The sequence below is a fragment of the Actinokineospora sp. NPDC004072 genome, from assembly GCF_053604195.1.
In genome coordinates, this window is the sequence record NZ_JBSGHB010000011.1 from 21,931 (window position 1) to 39,970 (window position 18,040).

The window sequence follows — 18,040 nt, forward strand, 5'->3', positions numbered from 1 at the left end:
GAGGACCGTGCAGATGCGCGGGCAGACCCGTTGCGCGCGTTCATCGCGGCCTGCCCAGGGATCGGGCCCACTCGGTCAGGGCGGCGCTCTGGTGGTCGAGGCGGTGTTCGGTGGAGCCCAACGGGTCCTTGAAGAAGAAGCCCAGCTCCGGCACCACCCCGGACCGCCCGGCGGCGTGGGCCGCGGCCAGCAGGCGGGCCAGGTCCAGCACCAGGGGGGCGGCCAGCGAGGAGTCCAGGCCGGTCCAGGTGAACTGCAGGCTCATCCGGGCCCCGAGGAAGCCCTCGAACGACACGTGGTCCCAGGCGATCTTGCGCTCGCCCAGGTCCGGCACGTTGTCGATGTGCAGCGGCGCGGCGACCGGGCCGCCGAGCAGCGCGGCGAGGCCGTCGGCCTTCGAGCGCAGCTTGCTCTGCGCGTGCGCCGGGTCGGACAGGGTGGCGCCGTCGCCGCCGCCGAGCAGGTTCGTGCCCGACCACGACAGCACCCGCAGCGCGCGGTCGGTGAACATCGGGGCCAGGGCGGTCCGCAGCAGGGTCTCCCCCGTCTTGCCGTCGCGCCCGGCGTACGGCACGGCCCGCTCGCGGGCGAGCTCGTCCAGCGCGGGCAGCGCGACGCCGGTCGACGGGGTGAAGTCCGCGTAGGAGCAGCCCGCCGTCAGCGCGGCGAAGGCGACGACGCTGCTCGGCGGCAGCACGGCCGCCGCCGGGTCGGCCAGGGCCGAGCGCAGCGCGGCCAGGTCGGCGAACTCCGGCGCCTGCGGCACCGGCGCCTCGGTGGAGGCCACGTTGACCACCACCACCCGCGCCAGGCCGTGCTCGGCGCGGAAGGCGGTGAGGTCGGCGGCCAGGCGGCGCACCGCGAGCTCCTGGGGCCCGCGGTGCGTCGCCGGGTGGTAGCCGTCGCGGACCTCCGCGTCGGCGGCGCGGAGGGCGGGGGCGATGGGGCCCAGCAGGTGGTGGGGCAGCAGACCGGCCTTGGCCAGGTCCTCGGCCCGCTTCCCGTACGGGGTGGGCACCAGGTCGTGCCCGCCGACGACGATGTCGTCCCAGGCGGCGAGCTCGACCCCGGCCAGCCGCTCGCTGACGCAGCCGGTCGGCGGCACGAGCCCGGCGCGCAGCGCGGCCAGGCCGCACACCGCCGTGGTCGCCACCGACCCGCGGGCGCCGACGAGCCAGAGCCCGATGCGTTCGGCCGTCATCGCCGCACCTCCCGGTTCCCGCTGCGGGCCCCGGGCGCGGCCCGGTGACCGGCGGTCGGCACTGCAGGCGCCATCGCCTTCCCCTTTCCGCTGGCGGTCGCCGGGGAGCCCCGATGCCCCCCGGCGACCGTCGGACAACTACTGGCGGCCGGACCTCCTGCCGTCGGAGGCGCCGGTCAGCACGCCGAGCACGTGGTCGGCGTCGCGGGTGAGCACGTCGCGGACCGCCCGGTCGGCCACCGAGGCGAGCTGGCGCTTGAACTTCTCCAGCTCGCGCGCGGCCTTGCGGTCGTCGCCGCCCGCCTCGGCCTTGCGCACCTTGGCCAGCTGCTTGGACAGGTCCTTGTACTCCTTGGCCGTCAGGCGGTTGCTCGCCTTGAAGCGGTCGAGGAGCTGGCCCATGTCGCGCAGCGAGGTGGTCGTGGCGAACGGGATGCGGCTGACCGTGCGGTTGCCCGCGTTGTCGACCGCGGTCACGACCAGCTCGTGGGTGCCCAGGCGCAGCGTGTGCAGGGCCACCAGGTCGCCGGAGTCGATCGCGGCCCCGTCGAGGCGGCCGGTCACCGAGCGCAGCCCGGAGGTCTCGTCCGCGCCGGTCCAGGTCACCACCAGGTCGGTGGCGTCGCCGTAGACCCGGCCCGCGGCGATGCCGGAGACCAGCAGGGTCGGCGCCGTGGCGTCGATCTTGATGGTCGCGGCCTTGTCGACCTCGGCGTTGCCCGCGGCGTCGCGGCTGCGGTAGAGCAGCGTGTGCTCGCCGTCGCCGGACACCGAAACCGGTCCGCTGTAGGCGGTCCACGGGCCGCCGTCGAGGCTCCACTCGGTGGCGGCGACGCCGGAGACCTCGTCGGCCGCGGTGAGGGCCACCGCGACGGCCGAGTCGCTCCAGTCGGCGTCGAACTCCGCGGTGGTCAGCGGCGCGGTCGCGTCGACCTTGACCTCGACGGTCTTGGTCTGCTCGACGTTGCCCGCGGCGTCGGTCGAGCGGTACTCGACCGCGTGCACGCCCTCACCCAGCACGAACGGCTCGGTGTAGCGCTGCCACTGCCCGCCGACCCGGTACTCGGTGGTGCCGGGCTCGGAGGCGGCCAGCGTCACCGCGACCGGCGCGGTGGTGTGCCAGCCGGACGCGGCCGGGGCCGGGTCCGTGGTCGCCGTGGTGCTCGGCGCGGTGATGTCGAGCTCCTTGATCCGCACGTTGCGGAACCACACGTCGTCGCCGTTGCCGTGGTTCTGCAGGCCGATGTGGCCCTGGGTGAGGTCGCGGGCCGGGTCGGTGCTGGTGAACTCGTTGATCAGCGCGCCGTTGAGGAACACCTTGATCTTCTGGCCGGTCACGGTGATCTCGTAGGCGTTCCACTGGCCCGGCGGCTTGAGCGCGGCGTCGCGGGCGGCGATGTCGGCGCTCTGGAACGAGTAGATCGATCCCGTGGTGCGGTCGGGCGCGTCGGTGGCGTCGATCTGGATCTCGTAGCCGGTGTTCACCGCGACCCACGGGTCGTCGCCCGGGTCGGGGAAGCCGACGAACACCCCGGAGTTGTCGTCGCCCGCCATCTTCCAGTCCAGGCGCAGGCTGTAGGCGTTGAACTCCTCCGGGAACCAGAGCAGGCCCATCCCGCCGACCGAGCGCATCGAGCAGTTGTCCTGCGCGAACGAGCCCGGACCGGCCATGCGCCACGCCTTCAAGGCGGCCGCGGTGCCGTCGTAGAGGCTGCGGTAGCCCTCCTCCGGCGTCTGCGGCTGGCAGGACCGCGTGAGCGTGCCCGCGAAGACGATCGTGTCGACGTCGAACAGCGCTTCGGGGCCTGCGCCCTTGAACACGAAGTACAGCCGGTGCGCGCCGCCCGGGTCGGTCACCGGGGCGGGCGGCAGGTTGGCGTAGGTGCGCCACCCGCCGGTGTTGCCCACCGCGACCGTCTGGAGCAGCCGGCCGTCCGGGCTGTCGGCGCGGACCTCGATGGTGCCGCCTGCCGCGTTGGACGCCACCCGGTAGCCGATGCCGGTCACCTGGGCCAGGTCCATGCCGTCGAAGGCGATCCAGTCGCCGTTGTGCACGTCGCCGACCTGGCGGCCGTCCTGCGCCGCGGCGTCGTCGAACAGGTTGACGCCCTGCATCTCGTCGTAGGACTCCGCGGGCACCAGCGTGCGCGGGGCGACCTCGCCGGTGTGGAAGCGGATCTCATCGATGTCGAACAGCCCGCCCGAGCCGGAGCCCTTGAACACCAGGTACAGCGGGTGCGTGCCCGCGACCGGGGTGATCGGCGCGACCGGGATGTCGGCGTAGGTCTCCCAGCCGCCGGTGTTGCCGATGGCGACCGACTGCACCAGCGGGCCGTCGGGCGCGCCGGAGCGCACCTCCATGATCCCGCCCGCGCCGCCGGAGGACACCCGGTAGCCGATGCCGCCGACCCCGGCGAGGTTCACCGGGTCGAACATGATCCAGTCGCCGTTCTCGATGTAGCCGACGCGCTTGTTGCCCGCCGCGCCACCGGCCTCGACGACCTGGACGCCGCTCTGCGTGGTGAAGAACTCCGCCTGCTTGGTCTTCGGCTGCAGGACCACCTCGTCGGAGCCGGTCAGCGGGCCGGACTCGCCGCCGCCGTCGGTGTAGGAGGCGTTGATGACGCCGAAGATGTTGGCGTCGGCCCCGTGCCCGCCGTCGGTGGGCGTGGCGATCGTGCCCTCGCAGCCGGTCTCCCGCGACAGCGGGTGGCCGTGGCTGTCGTGGCCGAGGATGTACTCCACGGTCACCTTCGAGCAGTCGATCTCCCCGTCCTCGGGGTCGGTCACGGTGACCGAGAACGGCACCTGGTCGCCGAAGGCGAACACCGTGCCGTCGGCGGGCGCGTTGATCTTCACCGTCGGCGCGGTGTTGCCGACGTTGATGACCACCGTCGCCGAGCCGGTCAGCCCGGTCGGGTCGGTGACCGACAGCTTGGCGCTGAACTGGCCGATGGCGGTGTAGGTGTGGGTGACCGGCCCGGCGGTGGTCGAGTCGGTCGTGCCGTCGCCGTCGAAGTCCCAGGCGTAGCTCAGCTCGGGGCCGTCCTCGTCGGCGGTGCCCGCCGGGTCGAAGTTCACCGTCAGCGGAGCGGGACCGGAGGTCTTGTCCGCCTTGAGCTTGGCGACCGGGGTGTGGTTGCCGCGGGTGTAGTCGATCCGGTAAACCGCCGAGTCGGGCGCGCCGCCGAAGTAGCCGCTGCCGTAGTCCAGCACGTACAGCGAGCCGTCCGGGCCGAACTCCAGGTTCATCGGCCGGGTCAGCTCCATCGAGTTGAAGAACGGGGTGATCGCCCCGCGCTCCCCGTCGGGGCCGACGTCGATGGTCTTGATCCAGCCGCGGTCCCACTCGTAGGCGAAGTTCTTGCCGTCGAAGAACTCCGGGAACTTGGTGACCACGTCGAGCTCGGGGTCGAAGTTGTAGGTGGGTCCGCCCATCGGGGACTCACCGCCGGTGCCGAACTCCGGCACCGAGCCGCCGTCGTAGGGGATCCAGGCTGGCTGGGCGGGCGGCAGGTCGACCAGACCGGTGTTGTTCGGGCTGGTGTTCTTGGGCGCCGCGCAGTCGAAGGGCTGCCCGGAGGTCCCGGTGGCGAAGTCGTAGTCCACGAACGGCTGGTTGTCGCCGATGCAGTACGGCCACCCGAAGTTGCCCGGGCCCTTGATCAGGTTGAACTCGACGGTGCCGCCGGGGCCGCGGGCGGGGTTCGCCGAGCCCGCGTCCGGGCCGTAGTCGCCGAGGTGGATCCAGCCGGTGGCCTTGTCCACGGCGAAGCGGAACGGGTTGCGGAAGCCCATCGCGTAGATCTCGGGCCGGGTCTTGGCCGTGCCCTCGGGGAACAGGTTGCCCGCGGGGATGCGGTAGCCGCCGTCCTCGTCGACCTTGATGCGCAGGATCTTGCCGCGCAGGTCGTTGGTGTTGCCCGAGGAGCGCTGCGCGTCGTAGGCCGGGTTGCGGGTGGCGCGCTCGTCGATCGGGGTGTAGCCGTCGGAGGCGAAGGGGTTGCTGTCGTCGCCGGTGGACAGGTACAGGTTGCCCTGGGCGTCGAAGTCGATCTCACCGCCCGCGTGGCAGCAGATGCCGCGGTCGGCGGGGATCTGCAGGATGCGCTGCTCGCTGGCGACGTCGAGCACGCCGTCCTCGGTCAGCTTGAACCGGGAGAGCTGGTTGTGGCCCTGGTAGGGGGCGAAGTCCGCGGCGGTGCCGTCGGTCGGCGCGTCCCCGGGCGGGGTGTCCAGCGGCGGGGCGTAGTACAGGTACACCCAGCGGTTCTCCGCGAAGTCCGGATCGATGGCGACGCCCTGCAGGCCGTCCTCGTCGTGGTTGTAGACGGGGACGCGCCCGGCCAGCGTGGTCGTGGCCTCCGGGGTGGTCAGCCAGACCCGCCCGTCGCGGGAGGTGTGCAGGACCTTGCGGTCGGGCAGCACGGCCAGCGCGATCGGCTCGCCGGTCTTCTCCTGGCCGCGGGCCAGCGTCACCTGGTCGAAGTCGGCGTCGGTCGGCGGGGCGTCGGGGTCGGGGGCGCAGTCGGCCGAGGCCAGGCCCGCGGCGTAGCGGATGCCGCCGAGCAGGTGCTGGCGGAAGGCCGGGTCGGCGAAGGACTCCTTGGTGTGGCCCATCCCGGTGTACCAGGAGCGGCCCGCCGCCACGTTCTGGCACCACGCGATGGGGTGGTCGCCGCTGGGGTCGGTCGGGGTGTAGCTGGTCTCGTCCAGCGCGGCGAGGACCTTGACCCGCCCGCGCGGGTTGGACTGGTAGCTGTACCACTCGTCGGTGCGGGTCCAGGTGGCGGGCAGGTGCGCCGTCGACGGGTGGTCGTGGTCCTCGACCAGCACGTCGGCCTGCTGGATCTGCGGGTGGGACTTGAAGTAGGAGCCCACCAGCTCGCCGTACCACGGCCAGCTGTACTCGGTGTCGGCCGCGGCGTGCACGCCCGCGTACCCGCCGCCGCCGTCGATGTAGCGCTCGAAGGCGGCCTGCTGGGTGGGGTTGAGCACGTCGCCGGTGGTGGACAGCCAGATGACGGCGGCGTACTTGGCCAGGTTCTCGTCGGTGAAGGCGGCCGCGTCCTCGGTCGCGTCGACCTCGAAGCCGTGCTCGGCGCCGAGCTGGGTGATGGCCGCGATGCCCTCGGGGATGGAGTCGTGGCGGAAGCCCGCGGTCTTGGAGAAGACCAGCACGTGCGCGCCGTGGGCGGAAGCCGGGGCCGCGGTGAGCACCAGGCCGCTCAGCCCCGTGGCGAACGCGAGCGCGGCTATGCCCGCCCGCAGAGGACCTCTCTTGCCTTGCACAGTTACGCTCTCCTTGTTCTCAGCAGTGGGAACGTCGGGAAGGGCCTAGCGCTCCTTTCTCGTTCGATGCCGCAGCCCCCGGCCCGCACGCCGGGGGCTGCGGCGCCATCGGTCAGCCTGCCGCCGCCCCGGTCATCTCGACCTGGCCAGCGCCGACCGGCGTCCACACCGAACCGCCCGCCGCGCTGGCCTCCACCGCGGCGAGCACGCGCTGCACGCGCAGCCCGTCGGCGAACCCGGGGGCCGGGTCGGTCCCGGCGGCGATCGCGGTCAGCAGGTCGGCGACCTCGTGGGTGAAGGTGTGCTCGTAGCCGAGCAGGTGGCCCGGCGGCCACCACGCGCCCACGTACGGGTGCTCCGGCTCGGTGACCAGGATCCGGCGGAACCCGGCCTCGGGGCCCGCGTCGTCGCCGTCGTAGAACCGCAGCTCGTTCATGGACTCGAAGTCGAAGGCGATGCTGCCGCGGCTGCCGTTGACCTCCAGCCGCATCGCGTTCTTGCGGCCCAGCGCGTAGCGGGTCGCCTCGAACGAGCCCAGCGCGCCGCCGGAGAACCGGGCCAGGAACAGCGCGGCGTCGTCGACGGTGACCTCGTCGTGGGCGCCGCCGCCGGACGGGCGGCTGCGCACGAAGGTCTCCGCGATCGCCGACACCCCGCTGATCTCCTGGCCGGTCACCCACTGGGCGGCGTCGACGATGTGCGCGCCGAGGTCGCCGAGCGAGCCCGAGCCCGCCTTGTCCTTGCGCAGCCGCCAGGTCATCGGCGCGCTCTCGTCGGCCAGCCAGTCCTGCAGGTACACCGCGCGCACGTGCCGGATCTCGCCGAGGCGGCCGTCGGCGACGAGCTGCCTGGCCAGGCCGAGGGCGGGGACGCGCCGGTAGTTGAACGCCACCATCGAGCGCACGCCCCGCGCCGCGGCCGCCGCCGCGGCCTCGGCCATCGCCTCGGCCTCGGCGACGGAGTTGGCCAGCGGCTTCTCGCACAGCACGTGCTTGCCCGCCGCCAGCGCCGCCAGCGCGATCTCGGCGTGGGTGTCCCCCGGGGTGCAGATGTCGACCACCTGCACGTCCGCCCGCTCCACCACCGCCCGCCAGTCGGTCTCCACCGCGGGCCAGCCCAGCCGCGCCGCCGCGTCCCGGGTCCGGGCGCCGTCGCGGCCGCACAGCACCGCCAGCCGCGGCGCCAGCGGCACCGGGAAGAACCGGTGCACGGTGCGCCACGCCTGGGAGTGCACGGCGCCCATGAAGGCGTGCCCGATCATCCCGATGCCGATTTCCCCTGTCATCCCTCGCCCTCCGTCATCTCCCGCACTCCCAGCTCGGCGTCCACTCAGGAATCGAAGCCCACGTCCATGTACTGGTCGACGTTCTCCTTGGTGACGACCGCGGAGTAGGTGGTGATGGACGCCGGGATCTCGTGCTCGGCCAGGTCGCCGATGCCCTTGCTCTGGCCGAGCAGGCGGGCCAGCGCGATCGCCGAGGAGGCCATCGACGGGCTGTAGAGCACGGTCGCCTTGACGACGCCGGAGTCGGCCTTGATCAGGTCCATCATGTTCCGCGACCCCGCGCCGCCGACCATGATGAACTCGTCGCGGCCGGCGCTGTCGATGGCGGCCAGCACGCCGATGCCCTGGTCGTCGTCGTGGTTCCACAGCGCGTCCAGCTTGGGCGCGCCCTGCAGCAGGTTGGCCGTCTGCTGCTCGCCGGACTCGGGGGTGAACTGCGCGGCCACCCGCGGCCCGACCTTGAAGCCGTGCCCGGCCAGCGCGTCGGCGAAGCCCTTGCTGCGCTGCTGGGTCAGCGGCAGCGAGTCGATGCCCGCCACCTCGCCGATGATCGGGTTGGCGACGTTCTTGGCCTTCATCTGCTCGGCGATGTAGTTGCCCGCGTTGACGCCCATCCGGTAGTTGTCGCCGCCGATCCACGTGCGGTAGGCCAGCGCGGTGTCGAAGACCCGGTCGACGTTGATCACCGGGATGCCCTTGTCCATGGCCTGCTTGCCGACCGCGGTGAGCGCGTTGCCGTCGAAGGGCAGGATGACCAGCACGTCGACCCCGGCGTTGATCAGCGTCTCGACCTGCGCGATCTGCTGGTTGACGTCGTTGGTGCCCTCGGTGGCGTTGAAGGTGACCTCGGGGAAGCGCTCGGCCTGGGCGCGGGCGTTCTTGGTCATGGCCGCCATCCAGCCGTGGTCGGCGGCGGGCGCGGAGAAGCCGATGGTGACGGGCGAGCCGGGGGCGCTGTTGGCCCCGGTCTGGCCCGCGACGGCTGCGGTGTTGTCGGTCAGGGCCGCGTTGGACGTGCAGCCGACCAGGACCGCGGTCGCGCCGACGGCGGAGGAGCCCCACAGGAACTTGCGGCGGTCGAACGAGGGCATGGCGAATCTCCAGCAGGTGTGTGCGGGTGGGGGGTGGGCCGAGGTCAGGTCTTGTCGGCGCTGCGCCGGGCGGTGGTGCGCTGCAGCAGGACCGCGGCGACGATGATCACGCCCTTGGCGATGTTCTGGACGTCGGTGTCGAGGTTGTTCTGGGTGAAGATGCTGTTCAGCACGGTGAAGATCAGCACGCCGATGAGGGTGCCGATCAGGCTGCCGCGCCCGCCGCTGAGCAGGGTGCCGCCGATGACGACCGCCGCGATCGCGTCCAGCTCGTAGAACATGCCGTTGGTGGAGGCGCCGGAGGTGGTGCGGGCGACGACCATGATCGCGGCGATGCCGCAGCAGAGCCCGGCGATGCCGTAGACCAGCGCGGTGTGCCGCTTGACGTTGATGCCCGCCAGCCGCGCGGCCTCGGCGTTGCCGCCGACGGCGAAGGTGCGCCGCCCGAAGGTGGTGCGGTTGAGCACGACCCAGCCGACGGCGAAGACCAGCGCCAGCATCCAGATCAGGATGGGCACGCCGAGCAGGTCGCCGCGGAAGAAGTCGGTGAACCCGGTCTCGCTGACCACCTGGGTGCGCCGCCCGGAGATGCGCTCGGCCAGGCCGCGCGCGGAGGCGTACATCGCCAGGGTTGCGATGAACGGCACTATCTTCCCGTAGGAGATGAGCACCCCGTTGACCAGGCCGCAGGCCAGGCCGACCAGCAGCGCGCAGAGCACCATCACCACGGGGCCGTAGGACTGCGTGGCCAGGGTCGTGGCCCACACGCTGGCCAGCGCGACGATCGAGCCGACCGACAGGTCGATGCCGCCGCTGATGATCACGAACGTCATGCCGACGCTGACCACGCCGATGGCCGCCGCCAGGCGCAGCATGGTGGAGATGTTGGCCTCGGTCAGGAAGCTCTCCGGCTTCGTGGCGTACCCGACGATGCACAGCACCACCAGCACGCCCAGCAGCCCGGCCAGCCGCAGGTCCAGCCTGCTCGCGGGTCTGCTCGGCGGCTGCGGAGCCGGGGACTCCGCCCGCACCGCCGTCTGCTCGGGCGCGGCCATCAGATCGCCTCCTCGGGGTCGAGGGCGTGCGTGCTGCCCTCCATGACTAGATCCAGAACCGCGGCCTCGGTGAGGTCGGCGGCGGGCCGGTCGGCGACCACGTGGCCCTCGCGCAGCACCAGCACCCGGTCGGCGAGGCCGAGCACCTCGGGCACCTCGCTGGAGACCAGGACCACGGCGACGCCGGACGCGGCCAGTTCGCGGATGAGCCGGTAGAGCTCGGCGCGGGCGCCGACGTCGACGCCGCGGGTGGGCTCGTCCAGCAGCAGGACCCGGCAGCCGTGCACCAGCCAGCGGGCCACGACGGCCTTCTGCTGGTTGCCGCCGGAGAAGGTGCCGACCAGCCTGCGCGGGTCGGCCGGGCGCAGCTCCAGCCGCTCCAGCGTCGCCTTGGCGTCGCGGTGCTCGCGGGCGCGGTCGAGGTAGCCCGCGGTGCTGTAGGCGGGCAGGCTGGCCAGGGTCACGTTGTGGGCCAGCGGCAGGTCCAGCAGCAGCGCCTGGCTCTTGCGCTCCTCGGGGGCCAGGCCGACGCCCGCCCGGACCGCGGCGGGCACGCTGCCCGGCCGCAGCCGCCTGCCGTCGACGGCGACCTCGCCCCGGTCGGGCTTGCGCGCGCCCGCGATGGTCTCCAGGATCTCGCTGCGGCCCGCGCCGACCAGACCGGCGATGCCGACGATCTCCCCGGCGTGCACGCTGAAGCCGACGTCGGCGAACTCGCCCTTGCGGGACAGGCCGGACACCCGCAGGACCTCGGTCTCGGGGTCCACTGTGGATTCGTCGCGCTGCGGGAAGACGGTCTCGACCTTGCGGCCGGACATGAGGTCGACGAGGTCGGAGGTGGGGGTGTCGGCGGGCAGGCCGGTGGCGACCGTGCGGCCGTCCTTGATCACCGTGACCCGGCTGCCGATGCGCCGGATCTCCTCCAGCCGGTGGGAGATGTAGACGATGGCCACGCCGTCGGCGGTCAGCTCGGCGACGATGCGGAAGAGGTTGTCCACCTCGTCGGAGGCCAGCGCGGCGGTGGGCTCGTCCATGACGATCAGCCGGGCGTCGTGGGCCAGCGCCCTGGCCATCGAGACCAGCTGCTGGCCCGCCGCGGAGAGGGAGCCGACCGGGCGGTCGGGGTGGATCTCCGGGTGGCCGAGCCTGCGCATGAGCGCGGCGGCCGCGGTGCGCGCGGCGCCCTTGCGGGTGAAGCCGAACCGGGCGGGCTCGTGGCCGAGGAAGACGTTCTCGGCGACGGAGATGTCCGCGACCAGGTCCAGCTCCTGGTACATCGTGGCCACGCCCAGCCGCAGCGCGGCGACCGGCGACGACAGCCGCACCGGCTGCCCCTGCCAGCGGATCTCGCCCTCGTCGGGCTGGTGGGCCCCGGCCAGCACCTTGATCAGCGTCGACTTGCCCGCGCCGTTCTGGCCGAGGAGGCAGTGCACCTCGCCCGGCTCGACCACGAGGTCGACCCCGTCGAGCGCCCGCACGCCGGGGAAGCTCTTGCCGATCCCCGTCATCGCCAGCAGCACAGCGGCCTCCCTTGTGTGGCTGACCTCACGGGCGGCAGCCTGATTCACCAGGGATATTGCTCGCAATAGTCCGAAGAGAGTAGCGATCGACCGCAACTTTTGCTGACAATCAACAAAAGTGTGCGTCCAACAGCCGAAACTTGTCTTCGGTTGTGCCGTATCTGGGGGTGTGGCGAGTTTGTGACTGTCATCTTTGTGCCACCCGGCGGGCGCGCGTCAGCCGCGCGGGGGCCTGCTCAGGCGGTGAAGACGCGCTCGGTCGCCGACCACGCGGCGCCGATGACGCCCGCCTGGTCGCCGAGCTCGGAGAGGACGATGGGCAGGTTGCCGGTGGCCAGCGGCAGCGACCTCCGGTAGACGGCGCTGCGCACCTCGGCGAGCAGCGCGTGCCCGAGCCGGGACACGCCGCCGCCGATGACCACCATGCCCGGGTTGAGGAAGCTGACCAGCGAGGCGACGACCTGCCCGAGCCGCCGCCCGCCCTCGCGGACCAGGCTGGCCGCGGCGAAGTCGCCCGCCGCGGCGGCGGCGCCCACGTCGCGGGCGGTCAGCGTGCCGTTGGCGGCCAGGACCTCGGCCAGCGCGGACGAACGGCCGGTCCGCGCCAGCGCGAGCCCGTCGCGGGCCAGGGCCGCGCCGCCGAAGAACGCCTCCAGGCAGCCGACCTCCCCGCAGGCGCAGGGCGGCCCGAAGTCGTCCAGCCGCACGTGCCCGATGTCCCCCGCACTGCCCGCGACCCCGCGGTAGACCCGTCCACCCACGACGATCCCGCACCCGATCCCGGTGCCCACCTTGACGAAGATGAGGTCGTCGAGGCTGCGTGCGACGCCTGCGTGCCGCTCCCCCAACGCCATGACGTTGACGTCGTTGTCCACGGTGACCGGACACCCCAGCGCCCCGGCCAGCTCGTCGCGCACGGGGTAGCGGTCCCATCCGGGCATGATCGGCGGCGCAACCGGCATGCCGTCCCGGAAGCTCACCGGCCCGGGCAACCCGATCCCGGCCCCGATGAGCCTGCCCGGCGCCCGCGCCACCGTCCGCTCCGCGAGCTCCCGCACCCGCCGCAGCACCTCCACCGGCCCCAGCCGGACCTCGCACTCCTCGCTGTCGGCCGCCAGCACCTCGCACCGCCCATCGGTCACCGCGACGCTGATCGACGTCGCCCCGATGTCAACCCCGATGACCCGCAGATCCCCCGCCAACTGCACCAACGTCGACCGCCGCCCACCCCGGCTCGCCGCAGGCCCACCCACGGCCACCAACCCGTCCTCGATCAACCGCCCAAGCTCCCCCGCCAACCGAGCCCGAGGCAACCCCAACCGCTCCCCCAACGCCACCCGCGACAAAGCCCCCTCATCCCGCAACACCCCCAACATCCGCCCCTGCTCCACCGACCCCACCCGAACCCGCCGCCCACCCATACCCACCTCCACCAACCCCATCTACTCGACGCCGCACATTGAACACCCAAAGGGCCACCCCCCATCAGCCAACCAAGCCCAATTCCCGCTCCACCACACCCACGCCGAGCACCCCGACATCAGAACGTCCAGCCCCACCGAATCTCGCACCCCATCTCAACCCTCACCGAACCCGGCACCACAACCCAGGCCGCAGTGGACCGGGCACCACAACCAAGCCCACTGCACCCGGCACCGCAACCCAAACCCGGTGAACCCGGCCCACAAACCAAGTCCAACACCACAGCCAAGCCCCACTGAACTTGGCACTACAACCAAGCCCCGCCGAACCCGGCACCACAATCCAAGCGGCGACGAACCGGCGCCAACTCACGCCTCACCGAAACCGGCACCACGGCTCAAACCTCTCCCAGCCCGAGCCACGCGCAGAAGATGGCCGTGTCCATTCCAGATGGTCAGCCCATCCGAACGGCCCGCCCAGATGATCGGAACATCTGAATGCCGACCCCAGATGATGTGACCATCTGGAGTGGAATCCGAGATGACGTGACAATCCCGATCGTTCCTCTGGACCCGAACACCGCCTACCGAACGGATGATCCGATCATATGAATAGCGTCCCAGATGATCGGATCATCTGGGACGCGAGTTCAGATGGCCGCATCATCTGGGGTGATGAGCTCAGATGCCCGGGCCAGCTGGGTAGCAAGCTCAGATGACCAGGTCATCTGGATGACAACTTCAGATGCTCGGGTCATCTGGGTGACAAGTTCGGATGCTCGGACCATCTCAATGGCGGTTCAGATGCGCGGATCATCTCGGTGCGCAGATTCAGATGCGCCGATCATCTGAGCGGTAGGTCAGATGGGCGGACCATCTGGGGCAAGGTCAGTTGGGTGGATCATCTGCGGGCGAGGACAGATGGGTCATCTGGGTGGGTCAGATCGCGGCGGCGGCGACTGGTTGGGGGAGGACGGTCATGTGGGGGGTCAGGGTGGGCCAGACGAAGGTGGTGGCGCCCCAGGTGAGGCCGCCGCCGAAGGCGGTCAGGAGGAGGCGGTCGCCTGCGTGGAGGGCGCCGTCGAGGGAGGCTTCGGCGAGGAGGACGCCGATCGAGGCCGCTGCCGTGTTGCCCATGTGATCCACATTGGACACCGTCTGCGCGTCGCGGAGGCCGAGGCGTTCGCCGACGGCTACGGAGATTCGGTTGTTTGCCTGGTGGGGGACGAACTTGTCGACGTCGGCCATCGACAGGCCCGCCTTGACCATCGCCTCCTGCGCGGAGGCCGCCATCCGCTCCACCGCATGCCGGTAGACCTCGCGGCCGCGCATCCGGAAGAAGTGGTCCTCCGGCGGGGCGATCGTGCCCGCGGAGCGCTGGCGGGAGCCGCCCGCCGGGATCTGGATGAGGTCGGACAGGCTGCCGTCGCTGCCCAGCACGATCGGCCCCACCGCGCCGGGCTCGTCGGGGGTGCCCGCCCGCAGCACGAGCGCCCCGGCGCCGTCGGCGAAGATGACCGCCGTGCTGCGGTCGCGCGGGTCCAGGATCGTGGAGAACGCCTCGGCGCCGATCATCAGCACCGTCGAGGCGTTGCCCGCGGCGATCAGCCCCACCGCGCTGGCCAGGCCGTAGAGGAACCCGGTGCACACCGCGTTGACGTCGTGCGCGGAGATGCCCGTCATGCCCAGCCGGGTCGCCACCTCCGGGGCCGTGGCCGGGCACAGCCGGTCCGGCGTCGTCGTGGCGACGACCACGGCGTCGACCCGGTCCAGGCCCGCCGAGCGCAGGGCCAGCGCGCCCGCCTCGACCGCCAGGTCGCCGGTGGACACCCCCGGGTCCACCCACCGGCGGGAGGCGATGCCGGTGCGCGAGCGGATCCACTCGTCGGAGGTGTCCAGGTACACCGCGAGGTCGTCGTTGGTGACGACGCGGGGCGGGATGGTGGCGCCCACCCCGGTCACGACGGCGGCGGTCATCGGGCGGCTCCCATGGGTTCCTCCTCCAGGGCGAACGGGTGGGCCTGCCGCTCCGGCAGGCTGCGCAGGTCCCCGTCGTGCAGTTGTCCGGCGAAGCTGAGCAGCGGCAGCCCGTCCCCGGGCACCCCGGTGACGACCTCGGCGACGAGCAGGTAGTGGTCGCCCGCGGTGGTGACCGTGCGCACCTGGCAGCCGAGGCGGGCCAGCGAGCCGTCGATCAGCGGGGCGCCGCTGAACCCGTCGGGCAGCCACTCCACGCAGTCGAACTGGACCAGGCCGGGCGGGCGGCGCGGGTCGGCGAACCAGCTGGCCAGCGCGGCCTGCTCGGCGCTGAGGATGTTGACGGCGAAGCGCGCGCCCACCGCGCCGACGAGGTCGGCGAACCGCGAGCCCGTGCCCAGGCAGATCGCCAGCAGCAGCGGTTCCCGCGACACCGCGCTCACCGAGCTGACGGTGGCCCCGTGGGCGCGCTCGCCGTCGCGGTAGGTGAGCACGGCGACGCCGGAGGCGAGCTTGCGCAGCGCGGCCCTGGCCTGGGGGATCATGCCGCCTCCGCGTGGTACAGGAAGATCATCTCGGCGGTGAGCGCCGCGCCCTTGACCGCCTCGACCTCGACCGAGACGCCCAGGGTGACCTCGGTGTAGCCCTTGGGCCGCTGGCGCACCTCGGCCAACCGGACCGCACCCCGCACCCGGGAGCCGACCGGCACCGGCTTGCCGATGCGCACCTTGTCGAAGCCCTTGTTGATGATCAGGTCGGCGCCCTCGACGGCGAAGGTGTCGGTGACCATCGCGGGCAGCATCGACAGCGTCAGCATGCCGTGGGCGATCGGCCCGCCGAACGGGCCCGCCGCGGCCCGCTCGGGGTCGACGTGGATCCACTGGAAGTCGCCGGTGGCCTCGGCGAACTGGTCGACGACGCGCTGGGTGAGCGGGTACCAGCCGGAGACCCCGAGGTCGGCGCCCGCGTGCTCGGGCAGCTCGTGCAGCGGGATGCTCATCGGACCGCGGCGATCGCGCCGGGCTCGGCGGCCGCGGCCGCGGGCGCTGGCACCGTCCCGCCCACCGCGTGCACCCCGCCGTCGACGTGGATGACCTCGCCGGTCACCGCGGGCAGCCAGTCCGACCAGAGCGCGCACACCGCCCGGCCGACCGGGGTCGCGTCCTCCTCGTCCCAGCCCAGCGGGGCCCGCTCGCGCCAGACGCTCTCGAACACCCCGAAGCTCTTGATCGCGTTCGCGGCGATCGTGCGCAGCGGGCCGGAGGCGACCAGGTTGACCCGGATGCCCTGGGGGCCGAGCGCGTGGGCGAGGTAGCGGTTGGCGCTCTCCAGGCCCGCCTTGGCCACGCCCATCCAGTCGTAGCCGGGCCAGACCACGGTCGCGTCGAAGTCCAGGCCGACGATGGAGCCGCCGGGCATCAGCGGGGCGAACGCCCTGGCCAGCGCGGCGTAGGAGTAGGTGGACACGTGCAGCGCGGTGGCGACCTGCTCCCACTCGGCGGTCAGGAAGCCGCCGTCGAGGGCGTCGGCCGGGGCATAGGCGATGGAGTGCAGGATGCCGTCGAGGCCGCCCCACTTCTCCTCGACGCGCCGCACCGCGGCGGCGATGTGCTCGGGGCGGGTGACGTCGAGTTCGAGCACCTCGGCGCCGAGGTCGTCGCCGAGGCGCTGGGTGATCCGCAGGCCGCGGCCGAACCCGCTCAGCGTGACCTGGGCGCCCTGCTCGATCGCCAGCCGCGCGGCGGCGTGCGCGATGGACTTGGTCGACACCACGCCCGTGACCAGCAATCGCTTTCCGTGAAGGAACATCGCTACCTCATCGGGGTTGACGGCTACGGCACGGCACCGATGCTCAACGCCGGGCCTGACGGTCGGTTGATGTCGGACTGACCAGGGCGGACGCATCGGGCGAAACCCGCGGCGGGACCGGTCGAATTCTGTCTACCATCAGGGTACGCCTTGCATCAGAGCACTGACACATGGAAGCATTCGTAGGCGCCAGCGGTCCGGCCGACGCCCGACCAGCCACAGGAGTTGACCATGCTGACCTATCGAATCCTCGGTCCGATCGAGGTTCAGGCAGAGGGGGAACCCGTCGAGATCAACGGGACGTTCCAGCGCACGCTGCTGGCCGCCCTGCTGGTCAACCACGACCGCCTGGTCCTGACCGACTCGCTCATCGGGGAGCTGTGGGAGCACAACCCCCCTCGAAACGCGGAGAACGCCTTACAGGCGCACATCAGCAGGCTGCGCAGGCGGCTGCGCTCCGTCGACCCCGACGAGACCGGGTCGCGGTTCCTGAGCATGCCCTCGGGCTACCGCCTCTGCCTCAACGGCGACACCTTCGACGCCGACATCTTCACCCACGCCCTGCTCGACGTGCGCGCGAACACGGCGCTGAGCCCGTACGAGATGATCACCAAGCTGCGCGACGCGCTGACCCTGTGGCGCGGCCCGACCTTCGGCGGCAACGTCGGCGGCTTCATCTGCCAGGCCGCCGCCGTCCGCTACAAGGAGTACCGCGCCGCCGCCCTGGAGCGGCTGTTCGAGGCCGAGCTGAAGATCGGCAGGCACAACGAGATCGTCGCCGAGCTGAGCGAGCTGGTGGAGAGCGAGTCGCTCAACGAGCGGCTGTGCCAGCAGCTCATGGTGGCCCTCTACCGCGGCGGCCGCCAGCGCGACGCCCTCGCGGCCTACCAGCGCATGCGCAACCGCCTGATGGACGAGCTGGGGGTCGAGCCGTCGCCGGTGCTGCAGAAGTGCCAGATGGCCATCCTCGCCCACGACCCCGCCCTGCAGCCCCGGCCCATCCCCGCCCACGTCACCGGCTGAGCGGGCCCTCCCGCCAGCCGCGCTGGTCGCGGACCACCCGCTCCAGCGCGGCTCGGAAGGCCGCGTAGGCCTCGGCCCCGACCGCGGCGCGGTGGCGCTCCTCCACGCCCGCCAGGATCGCCCGCGCCTTGGCGATCTCGTCGAGCCCGTGCGCGGTGGGGACGATCAGCTTGGCGCGGCGGTCGGCGGGGTCGGGCTCGCGGCGGACGTAGCCGAGCTCCTCCAGCTCGTCGATGATCGTGCCCACGATCTGCTTGTGCTGGCCGGACCGCCGGGCCAGCTCGGTGGCCCGGCTGCCCTCGGCGTCGAGGTAGGCCAGCACGGCGCCGTGCCGGGGCCGCACGTGCGGGTGCCCCTGCTCGGCGA

13 protein-coding genes are annotated in these 18,040 nt (G+C 72.2%); 1 reads left to right on the forward strand and 12 read right to left on the reverse strand.

The annotated features are described in order from the left end of the window. Positions 1-40: 40 nt before the first annotated feature. From ACWEPX_RS18190 to fabI, 11 genes are all read right to left on the reverse strand, one after another. A complete protein-coding gene (locus ACWEPX_RS18190) occupies positions 41-1,201 on the reverse strand; it encodes an inositol-3-phosphate synthase (protein WP_451898357.1) in 1,161 nt (386 codons plus the stop codon). Between the two features lie 138 nt (positions 1,202-1,339). Beyond that, positions 1,340-6,493 carry a ThuA domain-containing protein gene (locus tag ACWEPX_RS18195; RefSeq protein ID WP_451898358.1) on the reverse strand — a complete coding sequence of 1,718 codons (5,154 nt, stop codon included), beginning with the start codon at positions 6,491-6,493 and terminating at the stop codon, positions 1,340-1,342. A gap of 112 nt (positions 6,494-6,605) precedes the next feature. Next, positions 6,606-7,778, reverse strand: coding sequence for a Gfo/Idh/MocA family protein (locus tag ACWEPX_RS18200; RefSeq protein ID WP_451898359.1), 1,173 nt, complete (start codon positions 7,776-7,778; stop codon positions 6,606-6,608). A gap of 44 nt (positions 7,779-7,822) precedes the next feature. Further along, entirely contained in the window at positions 7,823-8,869 is a 1,047-nt protein-coding gene (locus ACWEPX_RS18205) for a substrate-binding domain-containing protein (RefSeq protein ID WP_451898360.1), read from the reverse strand. 44 nt (positions 8,870-8,913) lie between these two features. After that, positions 8,914-9,924, reverse strand: a complete 1,011-nt coding sequence (locus ACWEPX_RS18210) for an ABC transporter permease (RefSeq protein WP_451898361.1) — start codon at positions 9,922-9,924, stop codon at positions 8,914-8,916. Beyond that, positions 9,924-11,432, reverse strand: a complete 1,509-nt coding sequence (locus ACWEPX_RS18215; protein ID WP_451898591.1) for a sugar ABC transporter ATP-binding protein — start codon at positions 11,430-11,432, stop codon at positions 9,924-9,926. Before ACWEPX_RS18215 ends, ACWEPX_RS18210 begins: the two co-directional genes overlap by 1 nt. Positions 11,433-11,680: 248 nt before the next feature. Further along, the gene (locus tag ACWEPX_RS18220) at positions 11,681-12,865 is read right to left on the reverse strand and encodes an ROK family transcriptional regulator (protein WP_451898362.1); all 1,185 of its coding nucleotides are present in this window, start codon (positions 12,863-12,865) and stop codon (positions 11,681-11,683) included. Between the two features lie 939 nt (positions 12,866-13,804). Beyond that, positions 13,805-14,842 (reverse strand): beta-ketoacyl-ACP synthase III, encoded by a 1,038-nt coding sequence (locus tag ACWEPX_RS18225; RefSeq protein WP_451898363.1) that lies wholly within the window; start codon positions 14,840-14,842, stop codon positions 13,805-13,807. Then, complete coding sequence (locus tag ACWEPX_RS18230; protein WP_451898364.1) at positions 14,839-15,387, reverse strand: flavin reductase family protein; 549 nt, start codon at positions 15,385-15,387, stop codon at positions 14,839-14,841. The genes ACWEPX_RS18225 and ACWEPX_RS18230 overlap by 4 nt, the downstream gene beginning before the upstream one ends. Next, positions 15,384-15,842, reverse strand: coding sequence for a MaoC family dehydratase (locus ACWEPX_RS18235; RefSeq protein WP_451898365.1), 459 nt, complete (start codon positions 15,840-15,842; stop codon positions 15,384-15,386). Before ACWEPX_RS18235 ends, ACWEPX_RS18230 begins: the two co-directional genes overlap by 4 nt. Next, on the reverse strand, positions 15,839-16,651 hold the full coding sequence (gene fabI, locus ACWEPX_RS18240; protein WP_451898366.1) for an enoyl-ACP reductase FabI: 813 nt from the start codon (positions 16,649-16,651) through the stop codon (positions 15,839-15,841). The genes ACWEPX_RS18235 and fabI overlap by 4 nt, the downstream gene beginning before the upstream one ends. A gap of 231 nt (positions 16,652-16,882) precedes the next feature. Here fabI and ACWEPX_RS18245 point away from each other — a divergent pair, with 231 nt between their 5' ends. Beyond that, positions 16,883-17,674 carry an AfsR/SARP family transcriptional regulator gene (locus ACWEPX_RS18245; RefSeq protein ID WP_451898367.1) on the forward strand — a complete coding sequence of 264 codons (792 nt, stop codon included), beginning with the start codon at positions 16,883-16,885 and terminating at the stop codon, positions 17,672-17,674. Here the strand turns inward: ACWEPX_RS18245 and ACWEPX_RS18250 are convergent. Beyond that, on the reverse strand, positions 17,664-18,017 hold the full coding sequence (locus tag ACWEPX_RS18250) for a MarR family winged helix-turn-helix transcriptional regulator (RefSeq protein ID WP_451898368.1): 354 nt from the start codon (positions 18,015-18,017) through the stop codon (positions 17,664-17,666). The genes ACWEPX_RS18245 and ACWEPX_RS18250 overlap by 11 nt on opposite strands. Positions 18,018-18,040: the final 23 nt, after the last annotated feature.